Genomic DNA, 19,040 nt, shown 5'->3' with positions numbered 1-19,040 from the left:
GTCAGCGGCCCACCCTGATCGGCATGATCAGGTAGCGGAACCCGGGGATCACCGCACCGTCGGCGTCGGCGGGGGTGATCACCGCGGGCTTGAACGGGTCGTTGAACGAGAACACCGCAGTCGGCGCGCCGAGCGCGCCCAAGCCCTCGATGAGGTACTGCGGGTTGAACGCGATCGTCATCGACTCACCGGTGAAGGTGGCGTCCATCGCCTCGCTCGCCCGCGCCTCCTCGGTGCCGCCGGCCTCGACCACGAGACCATCCTCGCTGAAGCTCAGGCGCACCGGCGTGGCTTTCTCGGCGACCAGCGAGACGCGCTTGACGACCTCGACCAGCGCCGACACGGTGACCCGGGCCTCGGAGGCGTAGCTGGGCGCGAACAGCGAGCGCACCGGCGGATACGACTGGCCGTCGAGCAGGCGGCTGGTGGTCCGACGGGAGCCGCCGACCTTTGAACCGCCCAGGAAACCGATCATGCCCTCGCCCTTGCCGCCGTCGGCGAGGGCGATGGTGACGTCGCCGCCGGTCGGGCCGAGCGTCTTGGCGGTGTCGGCCAGGGTGCGCGCCGGGACTAGCGCGTTGACGCTGATCTCCGGGTCGTCCGGCGTCCAGGAGATCTCCCGGATGGCGAGCCGGTAGCGGTCGGTGGCGAGCAGCGCCAGGGTGTCCCCGGACAGCTCCAGCCGCACGCCGGTCATCATCGGCAGCGTCTCGTCGCGGCCGGCCGCGATGGCGACCTGGGACACGGCCGAGGCGAACACCGCGGCGTCGACGCGCCCGGCGCTGGCAGGCAACTCCGGCAGGGTCGGGTAGTCCTCGACGGGCATCGTCGGCAGGGTGAACCGGGCGCTGCCGCACACCAGCTCCAGGTGCGCGCCGACGGCGGCGATCTCCACCGGCTTGGCCGGCAGCGCCTTGGTGATCTCGGCGAGCAGGCGGCCGGAGACCAGGGTCGCGCCGTCCGCGTCGGCCTGCACCTCCACGTCCACCTGGTTGGAGACCTCGTAGTCGAAGCCGGAGACGTGCAGGCGGCCGTCGGCGACCCGCAGCATCACACCCGCGAGGACCGGCACCGAGGGCCGGCTCGGAAGGCTCTTGGCGGTCCAGGCCACGGCGTCGGCAAGCGCGTCACGCTCTACCCGAAACTTCATCTCAGCCCTCCTGTGGTCACGTCGATGCTGCCAAGCTGACCACTGAAACCTTAGGACCCTCGGGCGATCTCCCCTCGGCGACCCCTGTGGATCGGCGGCGGCCGAGCATCCACAACTTCCCGAACCCCGATGATTTCTTGATTTCTCTCTTAGAGATAACTCCCGTCTTCATCATCGGTGCTGTGGAAACTGTGGATTAACGCCGTAATCCCTGTTCAGCACGCATGCAGGGGTGTGGAGGAGCGGTGGACGGCCGGTGGATAACCGGCCCGGTTCTCCACAGCCGGGGCTTCGTCCACCGGTTGTCCACTGGCGTCCACAGGTTATCCACCGGCAATCCCCAGCAGTTCTCCCCAAACTGTGGACACCGGGCATCCACGTCCTCCACAGCGATATCCACCGATCATGGCTCGCTGTCCACGGATCAAGGGCTCCGTCCACACGGGCGTCCACACCCTTTCCACAGCAAGATTTTCGGCGGATTCTTCGTCCACATCCGTCCACAGCGGATCCACAGGCAATCCACCGGGTTATCCACGGACTTATCCACGAACGCTGTGGACAACGGGCAACCTTTCGCCGTCGTGGGCGACTTCTAGGGGGCGTACCCGGCTCCGGACACCCTCTACCCACAAGGCGGATCCCGATGAGTGCATCGCACGCCGACGAGTTCGAGGCGTACGTGCGGGCGCGGACGCCGGCCCTGCTGCGGGCCGCGTACCTGCTGACCGGTGACCAGCATCTGGCGGAGGATCTCGTCAACGACGCGCTGAGCCGCACCCACCAGGTCTGGCACCGGGTCTGGGACGGTAGCCCCGAGGCGTACACCCGAAAGATCATGTATCACCTGCAGATCTCGTGGTGGCGTCGCCGCAGGCGCGCCCCGGAGCGGCTGACCGACCTCCTGCCCGAACCCGGGGTCCATTCCTCCTCTCACGTCGCCGTCGACGAGCAGGCCCGAGCCGTCACCCGGCTCGCGCTGCAGGAGGCGCTCGGCCGGCTCGGCGTCCGCCAGCGTGCGGTCCTGGTGCTGCGCTACTTCGAGGACCGGACCGAGGCAGAGGTGGCCGACCTGCTCGGCATCACGGTCGGCACGGTCAAGTCGCAGTCCGCCAAGGCGCTGGCGAGACTCCGCACCGTCGCGCCGCATCTGCTCGACCTCCCGACCAGCGACAGGAAGCTGCGATGAGCGACCTCTTCCGCGCCCAACTCGCCGAGCTCGCGGCGCAGGCGACTCCGGTCGACCTCTATCCCCGGGTGCTGGCCACCTCGCGCCGACGGGCGCGGCGCAGGGTGGTCGCGTCGGTCGCCACGGTCCTGGCGCTGGCGGGTGGGTTGTTGGCCACCGTGGTGGTCGTCGGCAGGTCCGCCGCGCCGCCGGTGACCACGCCGTCCACCTCACCCGGCCCGGTGACCGCTCGGCCGGCGACCCTAGCCCCGACGGTGCCGTCGCCGGGGACGGGCCTCGTCGCGCCGGAGGTGCGCAACGCGTCGTTCGAGGTGCCTGCGATGGCGCTGTGCCCGGCGGGCCGCCGGACCTTCGTCGACGGCAGGGAACGGGAGGGCCCGTACAACTTTCTGACCGTGGCCGAGCTGTCCCCGCCCGCCCGCGCCGATCTCGACCGGGTGCCCGGAGACGAACTGCTGGTGCTCGTCAGCTGCCGGATCGAAGGGATCTTCACCCGCAAGCAGGTGCTGGCGCTGACCGTCACCGACGGCTCGCTCCGCCCGCTCGGGTTCGTGCTCGACGCGAAGGCCTTCGACTTCTTCCCGTGGGTCGATCCGGGACAGGTGTCGGTCCGCGGAGACATGGTCGTCGTGCGTTTCGAGGGGTACGGCAACGATGACGGCGCGGAGCGCATCACCCCGCAGGAGCGGGGGTACGCGTACCGCGACGGTGCCTTCGTCCAGGTGAGCGGTCCGACGACGCGGCCGTCGCCGCTGCCGCGTTAGATCTGCTTGATGCGGTTGGTGAGTTCGGCGATCTGGTTGTAGAGGGATCGCCGCTCCGCCATCTGCTGCCGGATCTTGCGGTCGGCGTGCATGACCGTGGTGTGGTCACGTCCCCCGAACGCCTGTCCGATCCGGGGCAGGGACAGATCGGTCAGCTCGCGGCACAGGTACATGGCCACCTGGCGCGCGTTGACCAGCACCCGCGAGCGCGAGTGGCCGCGCAGATCCTCCAGGCTTACGCCGAAGTACTCCGAGGTCGACAGCATGATCTGGTCGGCGGTGATCTCGGGGGCGGCGTCGTCGGGGATGAAGTCGCGCAGCACCTCCTCCGCGATCGACAGCTTGACCTGCTCGCGGCTCAGGTTCGCGTACGCCGTGACCCGGATCAGCGCGCCCTCGAGTTCGCGGATCGAGTTCGACACCCGCGACGCGATGAACTCCAGCACGTCGGCCGGCGCGTGCAGGCGCTCCTGGGCGGCCTTCTTCTGCAGGATCGCGATGCGGGTCTCCAGGTCCGGCGGCTGGATGTCGGCCAGCAGGCCCCACTCGAACCGGGTGCGCAGCCGGTCCTCCAGCGTCGACAGCGCCTTGGGCGAGCGGTCGGAGGTGATGACGATCTGCTTGTTGGCGTTGTGCAGCGTGTTGAAGGTGTGGAAGAACTCCTCCTGGGTCCGGTCACGCTTCTCCAGGAACTGGATATCGTCGATCAGGAGGATGTCCACGTCGCGGTAGCGGCGCTGGAACGCGCTGGCCTTGTCGTCGCGGATCGAGTTGATGAAGTCGTTGGTGAACTCCTCCGTCGACACGTACCGGACGCTGCGGGCGTGGCCGAGTTCCTGTGCGTAGTGGCCGATCGCGTGGAGCAGGTGGGTCTTGCCCAGCCCGGAGCCGCCGTAGATGAACAGCGGGTTGTACGCCTTCGCCGGGGACTCGGCGACCGCCACCGATGCGGCGTGCGCGAAGCGGTTGGAGGAGCCGATGACGAACGTCTCGAAGCGGTACTTCGGGTTCAGCTTGTTGCCGCCGGCGTCGCCCGCAGCCGAGCCGGGGGTGGCGCCGGGACGGCGCTCGCGCTCCTCGCGTACCGCCGCGAGCGGGTGCGGCACGGCGCGGCTGTCCACCGGGCCGGTTCCCCGGCCGGGGCCCGAGTCGGACGGGCCGTCGCGGTCGGGCGTGCGCAGCACGGCGGCGCGCACCGGGGCGACCTCGGGATGCCGCGGGACCGGGACGGCGAACAGCGCGTCCTCGCCGTCGGCGGCCGGCGCCACGATGGAGTGCTCGGCGGGCGGCGGGGTGTAGACGGGGGCGGTGTACGCCACCGGGGCGTACTCGGCGGGTGGGGGCGGCGGCGGGGGCGCGGGCCGGGCCGAGGACTCGTCCGGGGGGCGCACCTTGACCGCCACCTGCACCGGCCGACCCATGATCCGCGACAGGGTGTCGGTGATGGCGGTGCGCAGCTTCGTCTCGATGATGTCGCGGATGAACGCGTCCGGCACGCTCAGCAGCACCAGGTCGTCGACCACCGCGAGAGCCTGGGTGAGCCGGAGATAAGCGCGGTGCTGCGCCGAGACGATCTCGTCAGCGAGCTCGTCGGTGGCAGCCAGCCACACGGCATTGAGGTCGCTCACCTGTCAGCCTCGTTCATGCGCTCGACCCTTCGATTCCGTGTAGCGGGGCTCGGTCTCGCACCGGGCTGCCCGTCAGCTCCCGCCCGACGGCTCCGATCAATGACGGTGTCATCACGGACCGTGGTTTTCCCCCGGGTTATCCCCCGAATCAACGAGGTTCTCCACAAGTTATCCACAGGCTGTGTGTCGATCGGTATCCGGGGTCCGGCTGGTATGGGTCGCCCTATCCGGCGCACGAGCGCCTGCAACACGGCCCACCGTGCCGAACGAGCCACCTTATTGCCCGGTTTTGCGGTAACTGCCACAATTAACGGCCAGCCCCGTCAGCCAGGCACTCCGGCACGCTAACAGGGTTATCCACAGGCGTCCACTCGTTGTCCACAGCTTCACTCTCGGTGAGTGTTGATAACGACACTGTGGGTTGCGGTGAGGGCGACGCTGTTGACACGGTGAGTGAGCTGCGAAGAGTTCTTGGCGGACATCGACGGCACGTGTACCCTGGAGCGGTTGCTCCATCACCCTCTGCTAGGGTGTCGGTTGCGGCGTCCGCCCTGACTCAGACAAGATCGAGATTCTTCTTCCCGATCCTGCCGTCAACCGGGCGGTGCATCCGCGAAAAGCTAGAACTTCCCCGCTTGACGGCGGGGCGATCCCCAGGAGACCTGACGTGAGCAAGCGCACGTACCAGCCGAACAACCGTCGGCGCGCGAAGACCCACGGCTTCCGGCTGCGTATGCGCACCCGCGCCGGGCGCGCGGTGCTGTCGTCGCGCCGGGGCAAGGGCCGCGCCCGCCTGGCGGTCTGAGACCCCGGACGGGCCTGGCGATGCTGCAGGCTGCGCACAGGTTGAGGCGAAGCGCTGACTTCGCCGCCGCCGTGCGGGCAGGCCGCCGAGCCGGTCGTGGCGCCGTGGTGGTGCACCTGACGGTGCCCGCAGCGGCCATCGAGCATGAAACGGCGTGGCAGGGAGTCGATCCCGGCCACGCCGTTGCCGTGTCCGGGCAGGTCTCACAGGCGGGGTTCGTGGTCTCCAAGGCGGTGGGGAACGCGGTGACCCGCAACACGGTGAAGCGCCGGCTGCGCCATCTGGCGGCGGACCGGCTGGACCGGCTGCCCGCCGGGACCACCGTGGTGGTGCGCGCGCAGCCGCAAGCGGCGTCCGCCTCGTACGAACAACTGGGCCGGGACCTCGACGCCGCGCTCGCCGCGGCGCTCAAGCGCGACCCCGGCCAGGCATCGCGCCGCAGGTCGACCGGGGGTAAGACATGACGCAGCCGTCGCGACCCACGACACTCGCCGGGCGCGTGCTGGCCCTACCCATCATCGCGTACCGTCGTTGGGTGAGTCCGGGCCTGCCAGCCCGTTGCCGGTTCTACCCGTCCTGCAGCGCCTACGCGCTGGAGGCCATCGCGCAGCACGGCGCGCCGCGGGGGTTCTGGCTGACGGTCAAGCGGCTCGGTCGCTGCCATCCCTTTCACCCGGGCGGATATGACCCAGTGCCACCCAACACCCGCCGCAGTACTGATGTGACTGGAGCAACACCCTCATGATGGACTGGATCTACACGATCGTCTCGAAGGTCCTGCTGCTATGGCACAGCCTCTTCGACAAACTCTGGGGCGACGGCACCTGGCTCGCCACCAACTGGGACTGGGTCCTGGCGATCGTGTTCCTGGTGCTCACGGTGCGCGTGTTGCTGTTCCCGCTGTTCATCAAGCAGATCCGGTCGCAGCGGGCCATGCAGACCCTCCAGCCGCAGCTGAAGGCGCTGCAGGAGAAGCACAAGGGTGACAAGGAAACGCTCCAGCGCGAGATGATGGAGCTCTACCGGCGGGAGAAGGCCAACCCGCTGATGGGCTGCCTTCCGCTGCTGATCCAGATGCCGATCTTCTTCGGCGTCTTCCACGTGATCAAGCGCCTCGGCACGGGCACCGTCGACGAGACCCTCTACGGCTGGACCGCCGCGCAGTTCCAGAGCGGCATGGCCGCCGACCTGTTCGGTGTGTCCATCGGTGCGACCTTCACCCAGGGCGGCGCGGCCGCCGTGCTCTGCGGCATCCTCGGCGTGGTCATGATCATCACGACCTACATGACCAGCCGCCAGATGATCCTGAAGACCGGCTGGTCCGAGGACCCCACGCAGAAGATGATGCAGAAGCTGATGCTGTACGGCATCCCGGCGACGCTGATCATCTCCGCGGTGGCCTTCCCGCTCGGTCTGATCATCTACTGGACCACGACGAACCTCTTCACGCTCGGCCAGCAGATGTGGGTGCTGAAGAAGTACCCGCCGCCGAAGATGGCCGGCGCCAAGGCGGAGCCGAAGGTCATCGACCCGGAGGTCGCCAAGGCGCTCGCGCCGAAGGTCGGCGCCAAGCCGACCAACACCAAGCGCAAGACGGTGAAGAAGAACGTCGGCTGACCTCAGCCATGATCGCCCTGCGATCGCGGCCCTGCCCGAAGCCGTCCTCCGCCTCGCCGCGGAGGACGCCGGGGGGCCGTAGGCGCGGGCGGCGGGCCGGCTGACTGCCACCCCACAGACCTGCTCGTGATCCCCGCATCGTGAGGCGCGGGGCCGATCACGGGGTTTTGATCGGACCGAACACCCGGAGAAGAACGTGACCGACCAGACTGAGCTGGACGACGTGGCAGTCGAAGACCTCGCCGAGACCGAGGCGGCACAGGGCACGGCGGAGGCCGAGGAGACCGAGGAGGGCGCCGACGAGGCCGCCGCTCCCAAGCGCAAGGCCGCCAGCGACGCCGACCTGTTCCGGCAGAGCGAGATCGCGGCGGACTACATCGAGGGCCTGCTGGACATCCTGGACGCCGATGGCGACATCGACGAGCTGGTCTCCGGTGGCCGCCCGGTGGTCGAGGTGGTCGGCAGCCGCCTGCAGTCCCTCGTCGGCCCGCGCGGCGCGACGCTGGAGGCCCTGCAGGAGCTGACCCGACTGGCGATCTTCAAGCAGACCGGCGAGCCGAGCCGCCTGCTGCTGGACGTCGGCGGCTACCGCGACCAGCGCCGCAAGGAGCTGGGCGCGCTGGCCAAGAACGCGGTGGAGAAGGTCAAGCAGCACGGCGAGGCCGTCAAGCTGGAGCCGATGTCCGCCTTCGAACGCAAGTGCGTGCACGACGTGGTCAACGCCGCGGCGGGGGTGCAGAGCGAGTCCGAGGGCGTCGAGCCCAACCGCCGGATCGTGGTACGTCCGGCGTGAGTTCCGACGACAAGACGGAGCCGGTCATCCCCGACGGGGTGACCGGCTCCGTGCTCTCCCCCGACCTTCGCCCGGCGGCCGAGACGCTGTTCGGCGACCGCCTGGACGTCGCGGCGCGCTACGTCGACCTGCTGGCCACCGACGGGGTGGTGCGCGGTCTGATCGGTCCGCGCGAGGCTCCCCGGCTATGGGAGCGGCACCTGCTGAACTGCGCCGCCGTGGCCGAGCTGATTTCCCCGTCCGCCACGGTCGTCGACGTGGGCTCCGGAGCGGGTCTGCCCGGTATCGTGCTCGCAGTGGCTAGACCGGATATTTCGGTCATTCTGGTTGAACCACTGGCACGTCGGACCTCCTTCCTGGAGGAGGCGGTGGCGGCTCTCGGCCTGACCGGTCAGGTCACCGTGGTACGCGGCCGCGCGGAGGAGCAGATCGGCCGGCTCAGCGCGGACGTCGTCACCGCTCGTGCGGTGGCACCGCTGGACCGGCTTGCGGGCTGGTGCCTGCCGCTGGCCTCGCTGGGAGGCCGCCTGCTGGCACTCAAGGGGATGTCGGCCACCGAGGAGATCGCGGAGCACGGCGACGCCGTCGCCCGCCTCGGCGGTAGCCCGGCCGTGATCCACCAGTGCGGCGTCGGCCTGATCGACCCGCCCACCACGGTGGTGGAGATCGTTCGGGAGCGCGAGGTCGTGCCGAAGACTGCCAAGCCGACCCGGCGGGCAGGGCGCGGAGGACGCCGGCGCTGAGCGATGCGCCCTCCGCTGACGGAAGGGCGCACGACGATGGGTGTCCTGCGAACCGACGGAGCCGGCACGTCCGCTTCGGCCGACCTGCCGCGCCCGCGTACCTATGCCGGCACCTTTCCGGGTGCAGGGGCGGCCATCCGGTCGCCCCTGTCCGGCGCGGTGTTGGCGACCGGTGCGCCACCGGCTCGGCGGGTGATGCGCACGTCCCCCGTCGCACCCGTAGCCGCGGGTTGGCCGGGCACTTCCCCGGCGCAGCGGCGGCTCGGATGTCGCATGTCACTGGTGCCGGGATTCTTGGTGTATGTCCAGCCAGAAGGCCGTCACACGCGTGCCCAACCGGAGGACGGTGGTAGCTTCCGTCGCCCGTCCGCCGTAGGCTGGCCGCGCGTCGATAATGTGGACCCGACTGTCGCGGGTGCGGTCTTTGCACCGCCGGCAGAGACGCCAGCGCGCGCCGGACCGGCCGGCGCAGCCATCCGATCCGATGCGGGCAGGGATGACACGGTGCAGGAATACGGCATGAGCCTCCCCCAGGGCTCTTACGGCGTTGTTTCACGTGAAACATCAACCCCGGCGCAGCGAGGCGCCGCCAACCAGGGCTCCGGTATGAGGCCGACCGTCGCGAACACGTACTCGTCGAGCGCGGCAGGGTCATATCCGGCACCCGGCGGTCCGGCGAGCCCTGACGCGACCGGTTTCCGCGCGACGGCCTCGGTGCCGCCGCCGGGGAGCAGTGTGCCGCCCGCGGAGTTCTCCTCGGCTCCGCACGGTGCCACCGGCTACGTGCCGGTATCCGCTCCCCCGGCGAACCGGCCGCCGTCGCCCCGCCCTCAACCCAGTTCTACGCATGTCGCGGGTGAGGATCAGAGTGCGACCGCGTACGGTGCTTCTGACGCGAACACGACAGCGTCCGGTAGTTCGGAGGACCCACCGTTGGCCATGGAAGCGATGCGCGCCGTACAGATCCTTAACCCGAGCGGCGAGGTGACCATGCCTCGCCCGACCCGGCAGCGCGTCATGTGCGTCGCCAACCAGAAGGGCGGCGTGGGCAAGACCACCACGACCGTGAACCTTGCGGTGGCCCTGGCCCTGCACGGCAACCGGGTCCTGGTGGTCGACCTCGACCCGCAGGGCAACGCCTCGACCGGACTCAACGTGCCGCACCACGCGGGCGTGCCGGACGTCTACGACTGTCTGATCGACCAGGTGCCGATGGAGGAGGTGGCGCAGGCGGTCGAGGGCATCCCGAACCTCTACTGCGTGCCGGCCACCATCGACCTCGCCGGTGCCGAGATCGAGCTGGTCTCCGTGGTTGCCCGCGAGTCGCGGCTCGGCCGTGCGATCCAGGGCTTCCCGATGGAGTTCGACTACGTCTTCATCGACTGCCCGCCGTCGCTAGGCCTGCTGACGGTTAACGCGCTGTGCGCCGCGCAGGAGGTGCTGATCCCGATCCAGTGCGAGTACTACGCACTGGAGGGCCTCAACCAGCTGCTGAACAACATCAACCTGGTGAAGGCCCACCTCAACCCGAACCTGGACGTGTCCACCATCCTGCTGACCATGTACGACCGCCGGACCCGCCTTGCGGACGCGGTCGAGCAGGACGTGCGCAACCACTTCGGCGAGAAGGTGCTGACCTCGGTCATCCCCCGCAACGTGCGCGTATCCGAGGCACCGAGCTACGGCCAGTCGGTCATGACTTATGATCCCGGTTCGCGTGGAGCCACTAGCTACTTCGAGGCCGCGCAGGAGATCGCCGAGCGTGGCGCGAAGATCGGAGTTGCGGCATGAGCACGCGGAACAGCACCACTGTCGAGGGTGAGGCAGTGGCATGACCCCGCCCCCCGTACGTAAGGGAGGCCTCGGTCGCGGTCTCGGTGCGCTGATCCCGTCGGCTCCGGTGGCACCAGCGGCACCCGAGCCGTCGGCTCCCGCGCCCGTCTCGGCCCCGGTGCCGGCGCAGTCCGCCCCGGTCGAGTTCGCGCCGGTTTCCGCTCCCCCGGCCACCACCGCTGCTGTGGAGGCCCCCCAGGTTGTGGAAATGCCACCACCGGCTCAGGTCATGGACCTGGCCCCGGTGCCCGGTGCGCGGTTCGCGGAGATCCCGGTCGGCTCGATCGTGCCCAACGCGAAGCAGCCCCGGCAGATCTTCGACGACGAGATGCTCGACGAGCTGAAGATCTCCATCCAGGAGGTCGGCTTCCTGCAGCCGATCGTCGTCCGCGAACTCGGCCAGGACAAGTACGAACTCGTCATGGGCGAGCGGCGCTGGCGTGCCGCCCAGGCCGTCGGCAAGGAGATGATCCCGGCGATCGTGCGGGATACCCGCGACGACGCCATGCTCCGCGACGCCCTGCTCGAGAACATCCACCGGGCACAGCTGAACCCGCTGGAAGAGGCGGCGGCATACCAGCAGCTGCTGGAGGAGTTCGGTGCGACACACGACGAGCTGGCCAAGAAGATCGGCCGCAGCCGGCCGCAGATCTCCAACACCATCCGCCTGCTGAACCTGCCCCCGCAGGTGCAGAAGCGGGTGGCGGCCGGAGTGCTGTCCGCGGGCCATGCACGGGCGCTGCTCAGCCTCGACGAGGCCGACGCCCAGGACAAGCTGGCGACGCGCATCGTCGCCGAAGGGCTGTCCGTGCGGGCCACCGAGGAGCTGGTGACCCTGGCCAACGCGGAGAGCGACGCCAAGCAGCCCGCCGCCAAGCGGCGCGCCAAGCCGCACGCCCCGGCCTTGGTCGACCTGGCGGACCGGCTGTCGGACCGGTTCGACACCAAGGTGAAGGTCGACATCGGGCGAAGCAAAGGAAAGATCACGATAGAGTTCGCAACGGTCGACGACCTGGAGCGCATCGTCGGGATCATCGGCGTGGAGAACCAGGAATAGACTAGGTTGATGAAGCGGGCCGCCAGATCAGGCGGCCCGCTTCTTTTTACCCTGGTCCGGGTTGACGCTCGCCTCGGCTGAGGCCTGGTCAGGCCGTATGTCGGCTCGACCCGGTAACGGCCTGGTGCGAACCTTGGGTGCCTTCATCCGTCTCCTGCTTCGAACACGGCCTTACCCGGCTTCCGCTCATGGTGCCGGCTGCGTCGGCTCCTCGTGCCGTCTGTTCCCCTATCCGGTGCCGTCTACGGTGGCCGGAATTCGGCACCCTCCCCTGGTCGCGTCCAGGCTCGGGTCGCCGACCGTTGCCAGCCGGTCTGAACTTGGTGTCGTGGACCCGGACGTGCACCGAGCCGCGTTGCCAGGAAGGTCCAGCCATGAGACGGATCGTGGGAATGCGTTCGGGCCTGAGCTCCTGTTCCGGGTCCAAGGCAACACAGCCCTCCAGCGGGAGGCGGGTTACCGGCGCTGCGACAAGGACGGTGCGACGGCATGATCGGTGGAGGCACGCACCCACGCCGCGTTCGAACATCAGACCCGGCACCTCAATTGCGGTGGCTCCGTCGAACCCAAGGCGGCCCGGCCGGTCAACCCAGCCGGCATGGTTCGGTACAGCTGTCGGGATCGGTCGGTGTCTGCAGAGACACGCGAGCGGGGCCTTCCGCCCCGGCTGGATCGGCCCTCGCGGCAAGCCAACCGTCCGGCATCATCGGGCGGCTCGTGTTGACTGGACCCGCCTGGTCCATAACCACAAGGCCGCCGAAGGCTTGCTTGCCGGCCGGGTCTCGCCGTTGGAGACGGTGCGCCTCGTCCGGGGCAATGGTCGGCAGCCAAGGAGAGTCGCGTGCCTCCTGCCGGAGTGATGCCCCGCGAAGTGGGACTGGGCCAAGGCCCGAGTGTGCGGATTCCTTGGTCGAGGGACCCCTTCCCCGGTTCGCCGAACTCTGGCAGCCGGACCGGCCGGAGCCGGAGATGGCGACCGCGGCGGCAGGACTGGGTCCGATGGTGCCCCCTGGGCTGACGGTGTGCCTGACTGGCGTTCGACAGAACTTGCGGACCAAGCCTGTCGGACCACGGTTTTCCCGGGTGACTGGTCGGGCCTGAAGCTCAATCCTGGGCGCGGGATGGGCTGGTCCTAGGGCCTGCGAATTGGGCTTCGGGATGAGGCTGACGGAAGCTGGTCGACGGCGTTGACAGGATCGGCCCGGTGGGCAGGTGTGCCGCATCGGTTGAGGGATCCGTGAGTCCAGCCCGTGGTTCGCTTGCGTCACCTTCGAAAGGGCCCATGGATTGACCGGCCAGATCGGTCGTTGGCGCCATCCGGCGCTGGGCTCGCCGATGGTATCGGTGCGGGGTCTGGCGAATTGGTCTTACCGATCAGGGTCTGCACGATGGTGTGAGCAGACCGTGCAAGTCTGCGGTTGTTGCGCTCGACGTCGGAGCGTCTGACGGTCCGCGCTGAACAGTGGGGTGAGAACCGAGTGGGTGCGCTGCGCGGCGTAGCCGGTGGCGAGAACCGTTGGTGCCTACCGCGAGAGTGGAGGTGGTGTTCCTCGGCAGATGCGGAATCGCGGAACGGTGGCTTCGGCTCTGCGAGGTCGCGGGTGGTGGGCGTGGCGCTCGGCAGGCCCGGGCGGCGGCACGCGCGGACCGGCCTTCGGCTCACTGGAACGGCAATCGTCGGCGACTTGATTCGCCACCTCTCCCCGAAAGGCCTCACCTGGAGTGCCGTGCGAGCCCTCTTCCGCACGGATGCTGTCTGCGGCGCTTGTTGCACACGGTGGGTGGCTGAGAAGAGCACGAGGCTGCGGCGTTGATGTTTCACGTGAAACCAAAAGATCCGCTGCCGCGTAGCAGGTCTGGTGTTCCAGTAAGGCACGGTTGCACCGACACTCCCCTGTGGGCGCTGTGGCCGTCCTTGAGCGTGCCGCCGGTGCCGAGTTGAGAGCGGTGGGCATAGGGTCGTCGCCGTGCGGTGGATGCAGGGCCGCCCTCAGCAGCCGGTGCTGAACCTTCTCCTCAGCAGACAAACTCGGGCCGAATCAGTGCGACACGCCAGGGCCGCTGTAGGTGCGCTCTGCTGCCACACCGCTGGCCGTCTCCGGCGACAACGACAGCATTGTCGGCTCTGATGTGCCCTCGTAGCAGATCCATGGCGGGCGGTGAGCCTGATGTGAGAGCCCCGTTCTGTAGGGATTGGTAGCGCACGACGGGCCGTCTTGCCGAAGCTGCTTGCTCGGACCGACCAGGTTGTAGCCACCGGCCTTGGTGGTATCTCCGAGATGGCGCGTGCTTCCGAGCAGCGGCGGCAGAGCGCGCGGCTGGCTTCGGTTTCGAGTGGGAGGCGCCGACGAGGTGCCGTTCCTTTCCTGCAGCTGCTCGCGTCACCAGTCGCCTTCCGGTTGCCGAGTTGGCGTCCCTTGGTACCTCCCGGATGTCGCCGACTGTCGGGCCTGTCCTACCGGCCGGCCTGACCGCTGACGCGATGGATCGAGGCCAGCGGACCGAATGGCGTCACGTCAGGCTGTCTGACCCACGTGCCCATCGCACTTTCGAAGGCCTTGCCCCGGTGCGCGGCGAGGCAAGTGGTGGTCGTGCGCCAGGCGCAGCTCGGTGACCGTGGACGTCGACGCCGGCCAGGTCTACACCGCCAGAGGTGTAGGGGACGGCGGCTAAATCTTGGCGCTTCCGGAGGTTGTACTGGTCTGCCCAGCCTCCCCGGTCACTCCTCCGGCGTGACGCACTCGCCGCCTCCGGGATCACCATGAATGCACCCGTAGCTACCGCCCCCAGGCCGACGGCAAGGTCCGTGAGTCGTAGTGCCGTGCTGCGCGGGTCTGACCCGGGCAAAGTCTGGCCCTGCTGCCCTTCGTTCGAACGCTTCAACCGCACCATGTTCGACGAATGGGCCTACTCCCCGCTGTACCCGTTCAGAGGCCGAACGCCGTCAAGTGTTCTGTCCCTGGCTGCACTCCTACGACCAGCACCGCGGATACACCGCGCTGGCCGGTTTGCCGTCCGCCGGTGGCGTACTCAACCTCACGAGACAGAACATCCAGCCCGGGCCGGCGTCCATGGCTTCGGAAGAGCGTGGATCAGGCGTGCCAGCGATCTTTTTGTTTCACGTGAAACCTTGCGATCGCCGCCCAGCACGCGTTGCTGTGGTCGAGGGGCATGTCGGCCGGTGCTGAGGATCCGATCGTGGGAACGATCCGAGCGGGCCTGCTCCGTAGCGTCCATGCTGGAGGCCTTCCGCCGGGCTTCCGTCGGGAGGGACCGGCAACGCATGAGCTGACGGCACGAAGTGCCTCCACCGGCGACGTGTCTCGGGGGTGCCCAGGCTCTCGCCGTGCAGCGCCGCACTTGGATCCGCTCGGGTGGTTGGGACGTACGGGCACGGGCACGCACAAGGGCAGTTTTGCCTTGGCAAGACCCGGCGTTCGCGTCAGCTCGCAGTGCCTGTTGGCGTCGCGATCAGGGCCACGGCTGCCGCTGCTCCGGTTCGATCGGCGGCCGACTGAGATGTCACCAGTCCCGGTGGTGCCGTAGAGCGGTGACGAAGGGTGGGCTTGTTATGCAGAGCCAGGCAGCAGTGACAGTGGCTGCGACCTCTCCCCGCCCGCAGAGGGATTGCGGTCGACCCAGGCGGGACTGATGGAACCACGAGATGGTGGAGAGCTGGCCATTGCTACTGGACGGGCGGTGGAGGATCGCATGTGCTCCTTGCGGCTCACCGGGGAGTTCACTGTGCTACCGGTGGGGGAAGGCACCGGGTGGGAAGCCGCCGGCGAGTGAAGGTTCGGATCGGCCGCAGAGGAAAGTCCGCAGCCGCACTGCGTGTGAGCGGAGACGCAGTCGCCCAGCCGGGTGTGCGACCGGGCACGGCGTCGGCCGCCATGGGCCTGCCTTCACCAACTGGTGGCCCACATCGGCTGGATGGGTTCCGCGGCGCATCCAGTGTCAGTTGCCTGCCGACGTGTGCCTCTCCCGCCGGCGGAATTTGTACTACCCAGCTCGGCGTAGGGGCGGCACATACTGCCATGCGGACCTGTGCGGGGAGGCAGTCGATGCACGACCAATCACTGCCGGTCGGCCGACGGGTGTGCCTGCCCTAGTGAGATTTGATGCGGCGTTCGTCAACGCTGGTGGGGTTTGCCGCGCTCCAGCTACTGCCGATGACTCTCCCCGCAGGGTCGCCCGTGCTGAGCGGATGCTTCGACGTCGGGGCTCGTCTCAGCCACGTCCAGGCGGACCCTCCCGCAGTTGCAGCGCCCGTGATCCCCTGCCGGGCGCTATCAGCGTCCGGCATCTCGATGTGGTGCGCGGCCGAGTGCTGCACCGCCTAGACCGCGTTGCCTTGCACAAACGTCCTGGGCCACCTCGCCCGCCGAGTGGTACGCCATCGGGAGGGAGACCTACATCGGTCAGCGCACGCCTGGTCCCAGCCGCAGAGCCCGCCTGTCGACCTGCACGCAGAACCGACATCACCGAAGGGTTAGCCGCTGACCGGCGACCGCGTCGCAGTTCCCCCGTAGGTGTCCGCAGCGGGGTGAGCCGAAACCAAACGTGCTCGAGTCAGACGATGCCCGGTTCATCGCCGTAGCACGGGTCTCTTCGCGGCGTCATTTCGCAAGGTGGCAGTGCGCTCCCCCGGCTGTCTATCCGTGCGGTGAGGCTCCCCCTAGAACGCATCCTGCGTGAGTCGGACCGTCGCGTCCGGCATGTAGGTGGGATCGCCCAGGGGCTCTGGAAGCTGTGATGCGACGGGTACCCGTGCGAGCAGGTGAGTGATGGTCGGACCGGGTTCTGATCGGTCGGTACGCGCGATGGTGTCGACGGGCGCAGTGTTTCACGTGAAACACGATGATCGCGTTCATGGCTGTGGTTGGACTTCTGCGGAGACGTGCTACAGGACTTCCTGCGACGTCGGCCAACGCGTGTGCCGACGGGCGACCGGCCAGTCGAGCATACGGAGGCGATGTGCCCTCAGAGCGTGGCTGCGCTGGAAGACACATGTTGGTGTGGGTCCGGAGTTCCAGCTCGGCTGGTTGAAATACATCACCTGTTCGCTTGTCGTCTGCGGTTCTGCGCGGGGCTCAGCGCGACAACCGGTGCCGTGTTGAGGTAGGTCGGCGCGTCATCTGGATGGCAACGTTCGGAGGCTCGTAGATGCGTGGGCACCGTCGGGTGCGCTTTCCCTTCCGCAACAGGGGTGTCGCGTGGTTCGGGATTGCTGGGACGGTGCGTGCAATTGGGCGATTCGTGGTTCGCACAGGAGTAGCCTTCATCGCGTAAGTCCGTGTCGGATCGCCCCTACCGGCCACCGCGTCGTCATCCCGTTTCGCGTCACACGCGCTCTGCTCGTGGTCGCCGGCCGTTCACGGTCGCGCATGGGAGCCGTGCGTCGCGGCGATCGCATGAGTGGTTCTGTCTCCGCTTCCAGCCCGGCGAGCGGATCCGCGCCGACACGGCCGGTGTTGACTCACACCGAGTTGGCGTCGGGATGGCGTTCGGCGATGGCCGACGGGAGGCTGGCTCGCCTCAAAGCGGCGCACGCAGTCGAGGCAAGCGCCCATAGGCAGAAGCATTCGGCGAAGCGCTGGGTGGCCACCGCGGTCCGAGCCGCCCGCGCATGGCCGCCCTTGCCCCGTGGAACCCAAGGGGTCGGCGACGTACGCCGGCGATTCGCGCGAAGTTCTGGCGCCTGGAGTCCCCCGAGGGCTTTGCTAGCGAGGATACGTGGGCGGGTCGGCGTGTTGGTGGATGGCTGATGGCCGCCGGCGGTCAACAACTGCGGGCATGGCGGGCTCTCCCTGGATTGGGGTGGGTGCGGGTACGCCTTGCCAACTCGGCGAGGTCGCCGGGTCGCCCAACTTCGTTGCGCGGGCACAGCGCTTGGTTGGCGCGCAGCCGTCCAGGACTCCAGTCGAACGTGGGTTAGGGCCGGGCGTTGTCGGGTTGGTGGGGTCGTCCGGCCGCGTTGCCAGAGAGGCCCACCTCGCCCGTTGATGCACCCGTCGTGGACCGAGCCACTGGTTCGGCTGATGGACGCAACGACCTTCGACAGTCCAGCCAGCGCACGTCGGACTCGGCGTTTTCGACGCTCTGGTGCGTCAGCGAACATCAGTCTCGGAGGTCCCAGAGATGGCAGAGATGCCAGGGGTCTCGGAGGTTACGAGTGAAGCCGCGTCCCCGACCTCCGATGAGACCTGACACTCTCAGGTTTCGGTAGACCTTGCGAGCTGGGAGACCATGCCTGCTGGCAGGCCTGGTGGTGCCGGGAGACCTGATGGTGACAGCAGGCCTGGTCGTGTTGCGGTAGGGCTGATGGTCCCGGTGCCTCCATGCGTCTGCCGTCAGGGTGAGACCACCACCGTTCGGCGGACCGACGGAACGAGATTTCACACCTCTCGCGGTCCCGCGGATTCGGGCGTCCAGTGGTCGTGGCGGACTCGGCACCGGTTGCCGAGCCCGCCGGGAGCCTTGACGATCCGGGTCCATCGGTGAACCCCGTGGGATCCGCCGCAGTGGTGACCGATGGACCCTCTGCGGTCAAGACTGAGCTACCGAGGACCGGAGCTCCGGTTGTCACGCTCCTGAACAGATAGGTTGCTGCCATGGCGAGGGTGCCTGATTGACGATGCCGGCAGTGAAGTTGCCCAGTTCCCGCCGCGGTGGCCGTCGCGCTGCGCCCAGGGCAGGAACTCCGCTGGGTCCGGCTCTGTCGCTGATCCAACTTCGATTCGGGTCAGCAGCAGTGAGCCGGCTTGCTCCCGGCCGACTTCACGGAGCCTCTGCGGTTGCGGCCGCCCTTGCTGGTACGGCGAGCTGTACGGCCAGCAGGGCGCCGGCTACGGGCAGCAGCAAGGTGCCGGTCCTGGGAACAGCCGACGCGTGAGATGAGAATCCACGCGCAGCACGAGGTGCAGGGGCGAAGAAGCGACCCGGCCGAAGGGGTCTCCTGTACGCGGTTTCACGTGAAACCACGATGACAGCGTCGGCCGGAAGGACCGCCGTTTGGTGGCGGTACGGGTCGCCACCGGTCGGACACGGTGCGGAAATTGGCGACGGGCTGCGGTGGGTGGACAAGCATGCGACGGGTGTCGTGGTGGTTCGGGGGCAGCCACGCTTCAGCCATTCCGTCCCGCTGGCACCGAGGCGGTGAGGACAGGGCCCGTTGCCTAACCGATCTGACCAAACGCACATCCGGATCAGGGTGGCGAGCCGCCGATATCAGATCAACTGTTGAGTGCCGAGCACAAGCAGCCGTCACCAGCAGCCGATGACGTGGTCAGCTTGCACGGCATCTGGATCAGTGCCGGAACTTGATCGCGGCTGCACCGAACGTCCGAGCCGGGACAGCTGGCAGTTGGTCTACCGAGCCAAGTCGCGGTGAAGGCAATGCACAAGTCTGCCAGTGCCTTCACCGCGGCTCTGCAGTCTTTGCTGCGTCACCGCGGCACC

Annotated in this window: 12 protein-coding genes and 1 pseudogene; 11 read left to right on the top strand and 2 right to left on the bottom strand. The window is 68.3% G+C overall.

The annotated features are described in order from the left end of the window. Nucleotide 1: 1 nt before the first annotated feature. Complete coding sequence (gene dnaN / locus AB0B66_RS05730) at nt 2-1,150, bottom strand: DNA polymerase III subunit beta (protein WP_360523448.1); 1,149 nt, start codon at nt 1,148-1,150, stop codon at nt 2-4. 646 nt (nt 1,151-1,796) lie between these two features. Between dnaN and AB0B66_RS05725 the strand changes: the two genes are divergently transcribed. Then, entirely contained in the window at nt 1,797-2,339 is a 543-nt protein-coding gene (locus AB0B66_RS05725) for a SigE family RNA polymerase sigma factor (protein WP_360523445.1), read from the top strand. Beyond that, nucleotides 2,336-3,103 carry a hypothetical protein gene (locus tag AB0B66_RS05720; protein WP_360523442.1) on the top strand — a complete coding sequence of 256 codons (768 nt, stop codon included), beginning with the start codon at nt 2,336-2,338 and terminating at the stop codon, nt 3,101-3,103. The genes AB0B66_RS05725 and AB0B66_RS05720 overlap by 4 nt, the downstream gene beginning before the upstream one ends. On the opposite strand, the gene dnaA is transcribed toward AB0B66_RS05720, so the two are convergent. Further along, complete coding sequence (gene dnaA, locus AB0B66_RS05715; RefSeq protein ID WP_360523439.1) at nt 3,100-4,731, bottom strand: chromosomal replication initiator protein DnaA; 1,632 nt, start codon at nt 4,729-4,731, stop codon at nt 3,100-3,102. The genes AB0B66_RS05720 and dnaA overlap by 4 nt on opposite strands. 667 nt (nt 4,732-5,398) lie before the next feature. Here dnaA and rpmH point away from each other — a divergent pair. The 9 genes and pseudogenes from rpmH to AB0B66_RS05670 form a co-directional block, all read left to right on the top strand. Continuing rightward, entirely contained in the window at nt 5,399-5,536 is a 138-nt protein-coding gene (rpmH, locus tag AB0B66_RS05710) for a 50S ribosomal protein L34 (RefSeq protein ID WP_120317612.1), read from the top strand. Between the two features lie 20 nt (nt 5,537-5,556). Then, entirely contained in the window at nt 5,557-6,000 is a 444-nt protein-coding gene (gene rnpA / locus AB0B66_RS05705; protein ID WP_360523436.1) for a ribonuclease P protein component, read from the top strand. Next, the gene (yidD, locus tag AB0B66_RS05700; RefSeq protein WP_166381194.1) at nt 5,997-6,281 is read left to right on the top strand and encodes a membrane protein insertion efficiency factor YidD; all 285 of its coding nucleotides are present in this window, start codon (nt 5,997-5,999) and stop codon (nt 6,279-6,281) included. The genes rnpA and yidD overlap by 4 nt, the downstream gene beginning before the upstream one ends. Further along, entirely contained in the window at nt 6,278-7,153 is an 876-nt protein-coding gene (yidC, locus tag AB0B66_RS05695) for a membrane protein insertase YidC (RefSeq protein ID WP_360523433.1), read from the top strand. The genes yidD and yidC overlap by 4 nt, the downstream gene beginning before the upstream one ends. A 196-nt stretch (nt 7,154-7,349) precedes the next feature. After that, a complete protein-coding gene (locus AB0B66_RS05690; RefSeq protein WP_360523430.1) occupies nt 7,350-7,946 on the top strand; it encodes a R3H domain-containing nucleic acid-binding protein in 597 nt (198 codons plus the stop codon). 38 nt (nt 7,947-7,984) lie between these two features. Continuing rightward, nucleotides 7,985-8,689, top strand: a complete 705-nt coding sequence (rsmG, locus tag AB0B66_RS05685; protein ID WP_360524143.1) for a 16S rRNA (guanine(527)-N(7))-methyltransferase RsmG — start codon at nt 7,985-7,987, stop codon at nt 8,687-8,689. Nucleotides 8,690-9,295: 606 nt separating this feature from the next. Continuing rightward, complete coding sequence (locus AB0B66_RS05680; RefSeq protein WP_360524140.1) at nt 9,296-10,480, top strand: ParA family protein; 1,185 nt, start codon at nt 9,296-9,298, stop codon at nt 10,478-10,480. A gap of 40 nt (nt 10,481-10,520) precedes the next feature. Then, nucleotides 10,521-11,579 (top strand): ParB/RepB/Spo0J family partition protein, encoded by a 1,059-nt coding sequence (locus AB0B66_RS05675; protein WP_360523426.1) that lies wholly within the window; start codon nt 10,521-10,523, stop codon nt 11,577-11,579. 2,872 nt (nt 11,580-14,451) lie between these two features. Next, nucleotides 14,452-14,626: pseudogene (locus tag AB0B66_RS05670) on the top strand (integrase core domain-containing protein); the annotation flags it as partial. Between the last annotated feature and the right edge of the window lie 4,414 nt (nt 14,627-19,040).

It is taken from the genome of Catellatospora sp. NPDC049111 (genome assembly GCF_040648615.1).
GTDB classification, from domain to species: domain Bacteria; phylum Actinomycetota; class Actinomycetes; order Mycobacteriales; family Micromonosporaceae; genus Catellatospora; species Catellatospora aurea.
Note: the sequence above shows the minus strand (reverse complement) of the source record. Positions and strands in the feature narration are given on the sequence as shown.

Bases quoted from the DNA above. Each gene is read 5' to 3' on its own strand.
- dnaN (WP_360523448.1), bottom strand. From the start codon at position 1,150: ATGAAGTTTCGGGTAGAGCGTGACGCGCTTGCCGACGCCGTGGCCTGG.
- AB0B66_RS05725 (WP_360523445.1), top strand. From the start codon at position 1,797: ATGAGTGCATCGCACGCCGACGAGTTCGAGGCGTACGTGCGGGCGCGG.
- AB0B66_RS05720 (WP_360523442.1), top strand. From the start codon at position 2,336: ATGAGCGACCTCTTCCGCGCCCAACTCGCCGAGCTCGCGGCGCAGGCG.
- rnpA (WP_360523436.1), top strand. From the start codon at position 5,557: ATGCTGCAGGCTGCGCACAGGTTGAGGCGAAGCGCTGACTTCGCCGCC.
- yidD (WP_166381194.1), top strand. From the start codon at position 5,997: ATGACGCAGCCGTCGCGACCCACGACACTCGCCGGGCGCGTGCTGGCC.
- yidC (WP_360523433.1), top strand. From the start codon at position 6,278: ATGATGGACTGGATCTACACGATCGTCTCGAAGGTCCTGCTGCTATGG.
- AB0B66_RS05680 (WP_360524140.1), top strand. From the start codon at position 9,296: ATGAGGCCGACCGTCGCGAACACGTACTCGTCGAGCGCGGCAGGGTCA.
- AB0B66_RS05675 (WP_360523426.1), top strand. From the start codon at position 10,521: ATGACCCCGCCCCCCGTACGTAAGGGAGGCCTCGGTCGCGGTCTCGGT.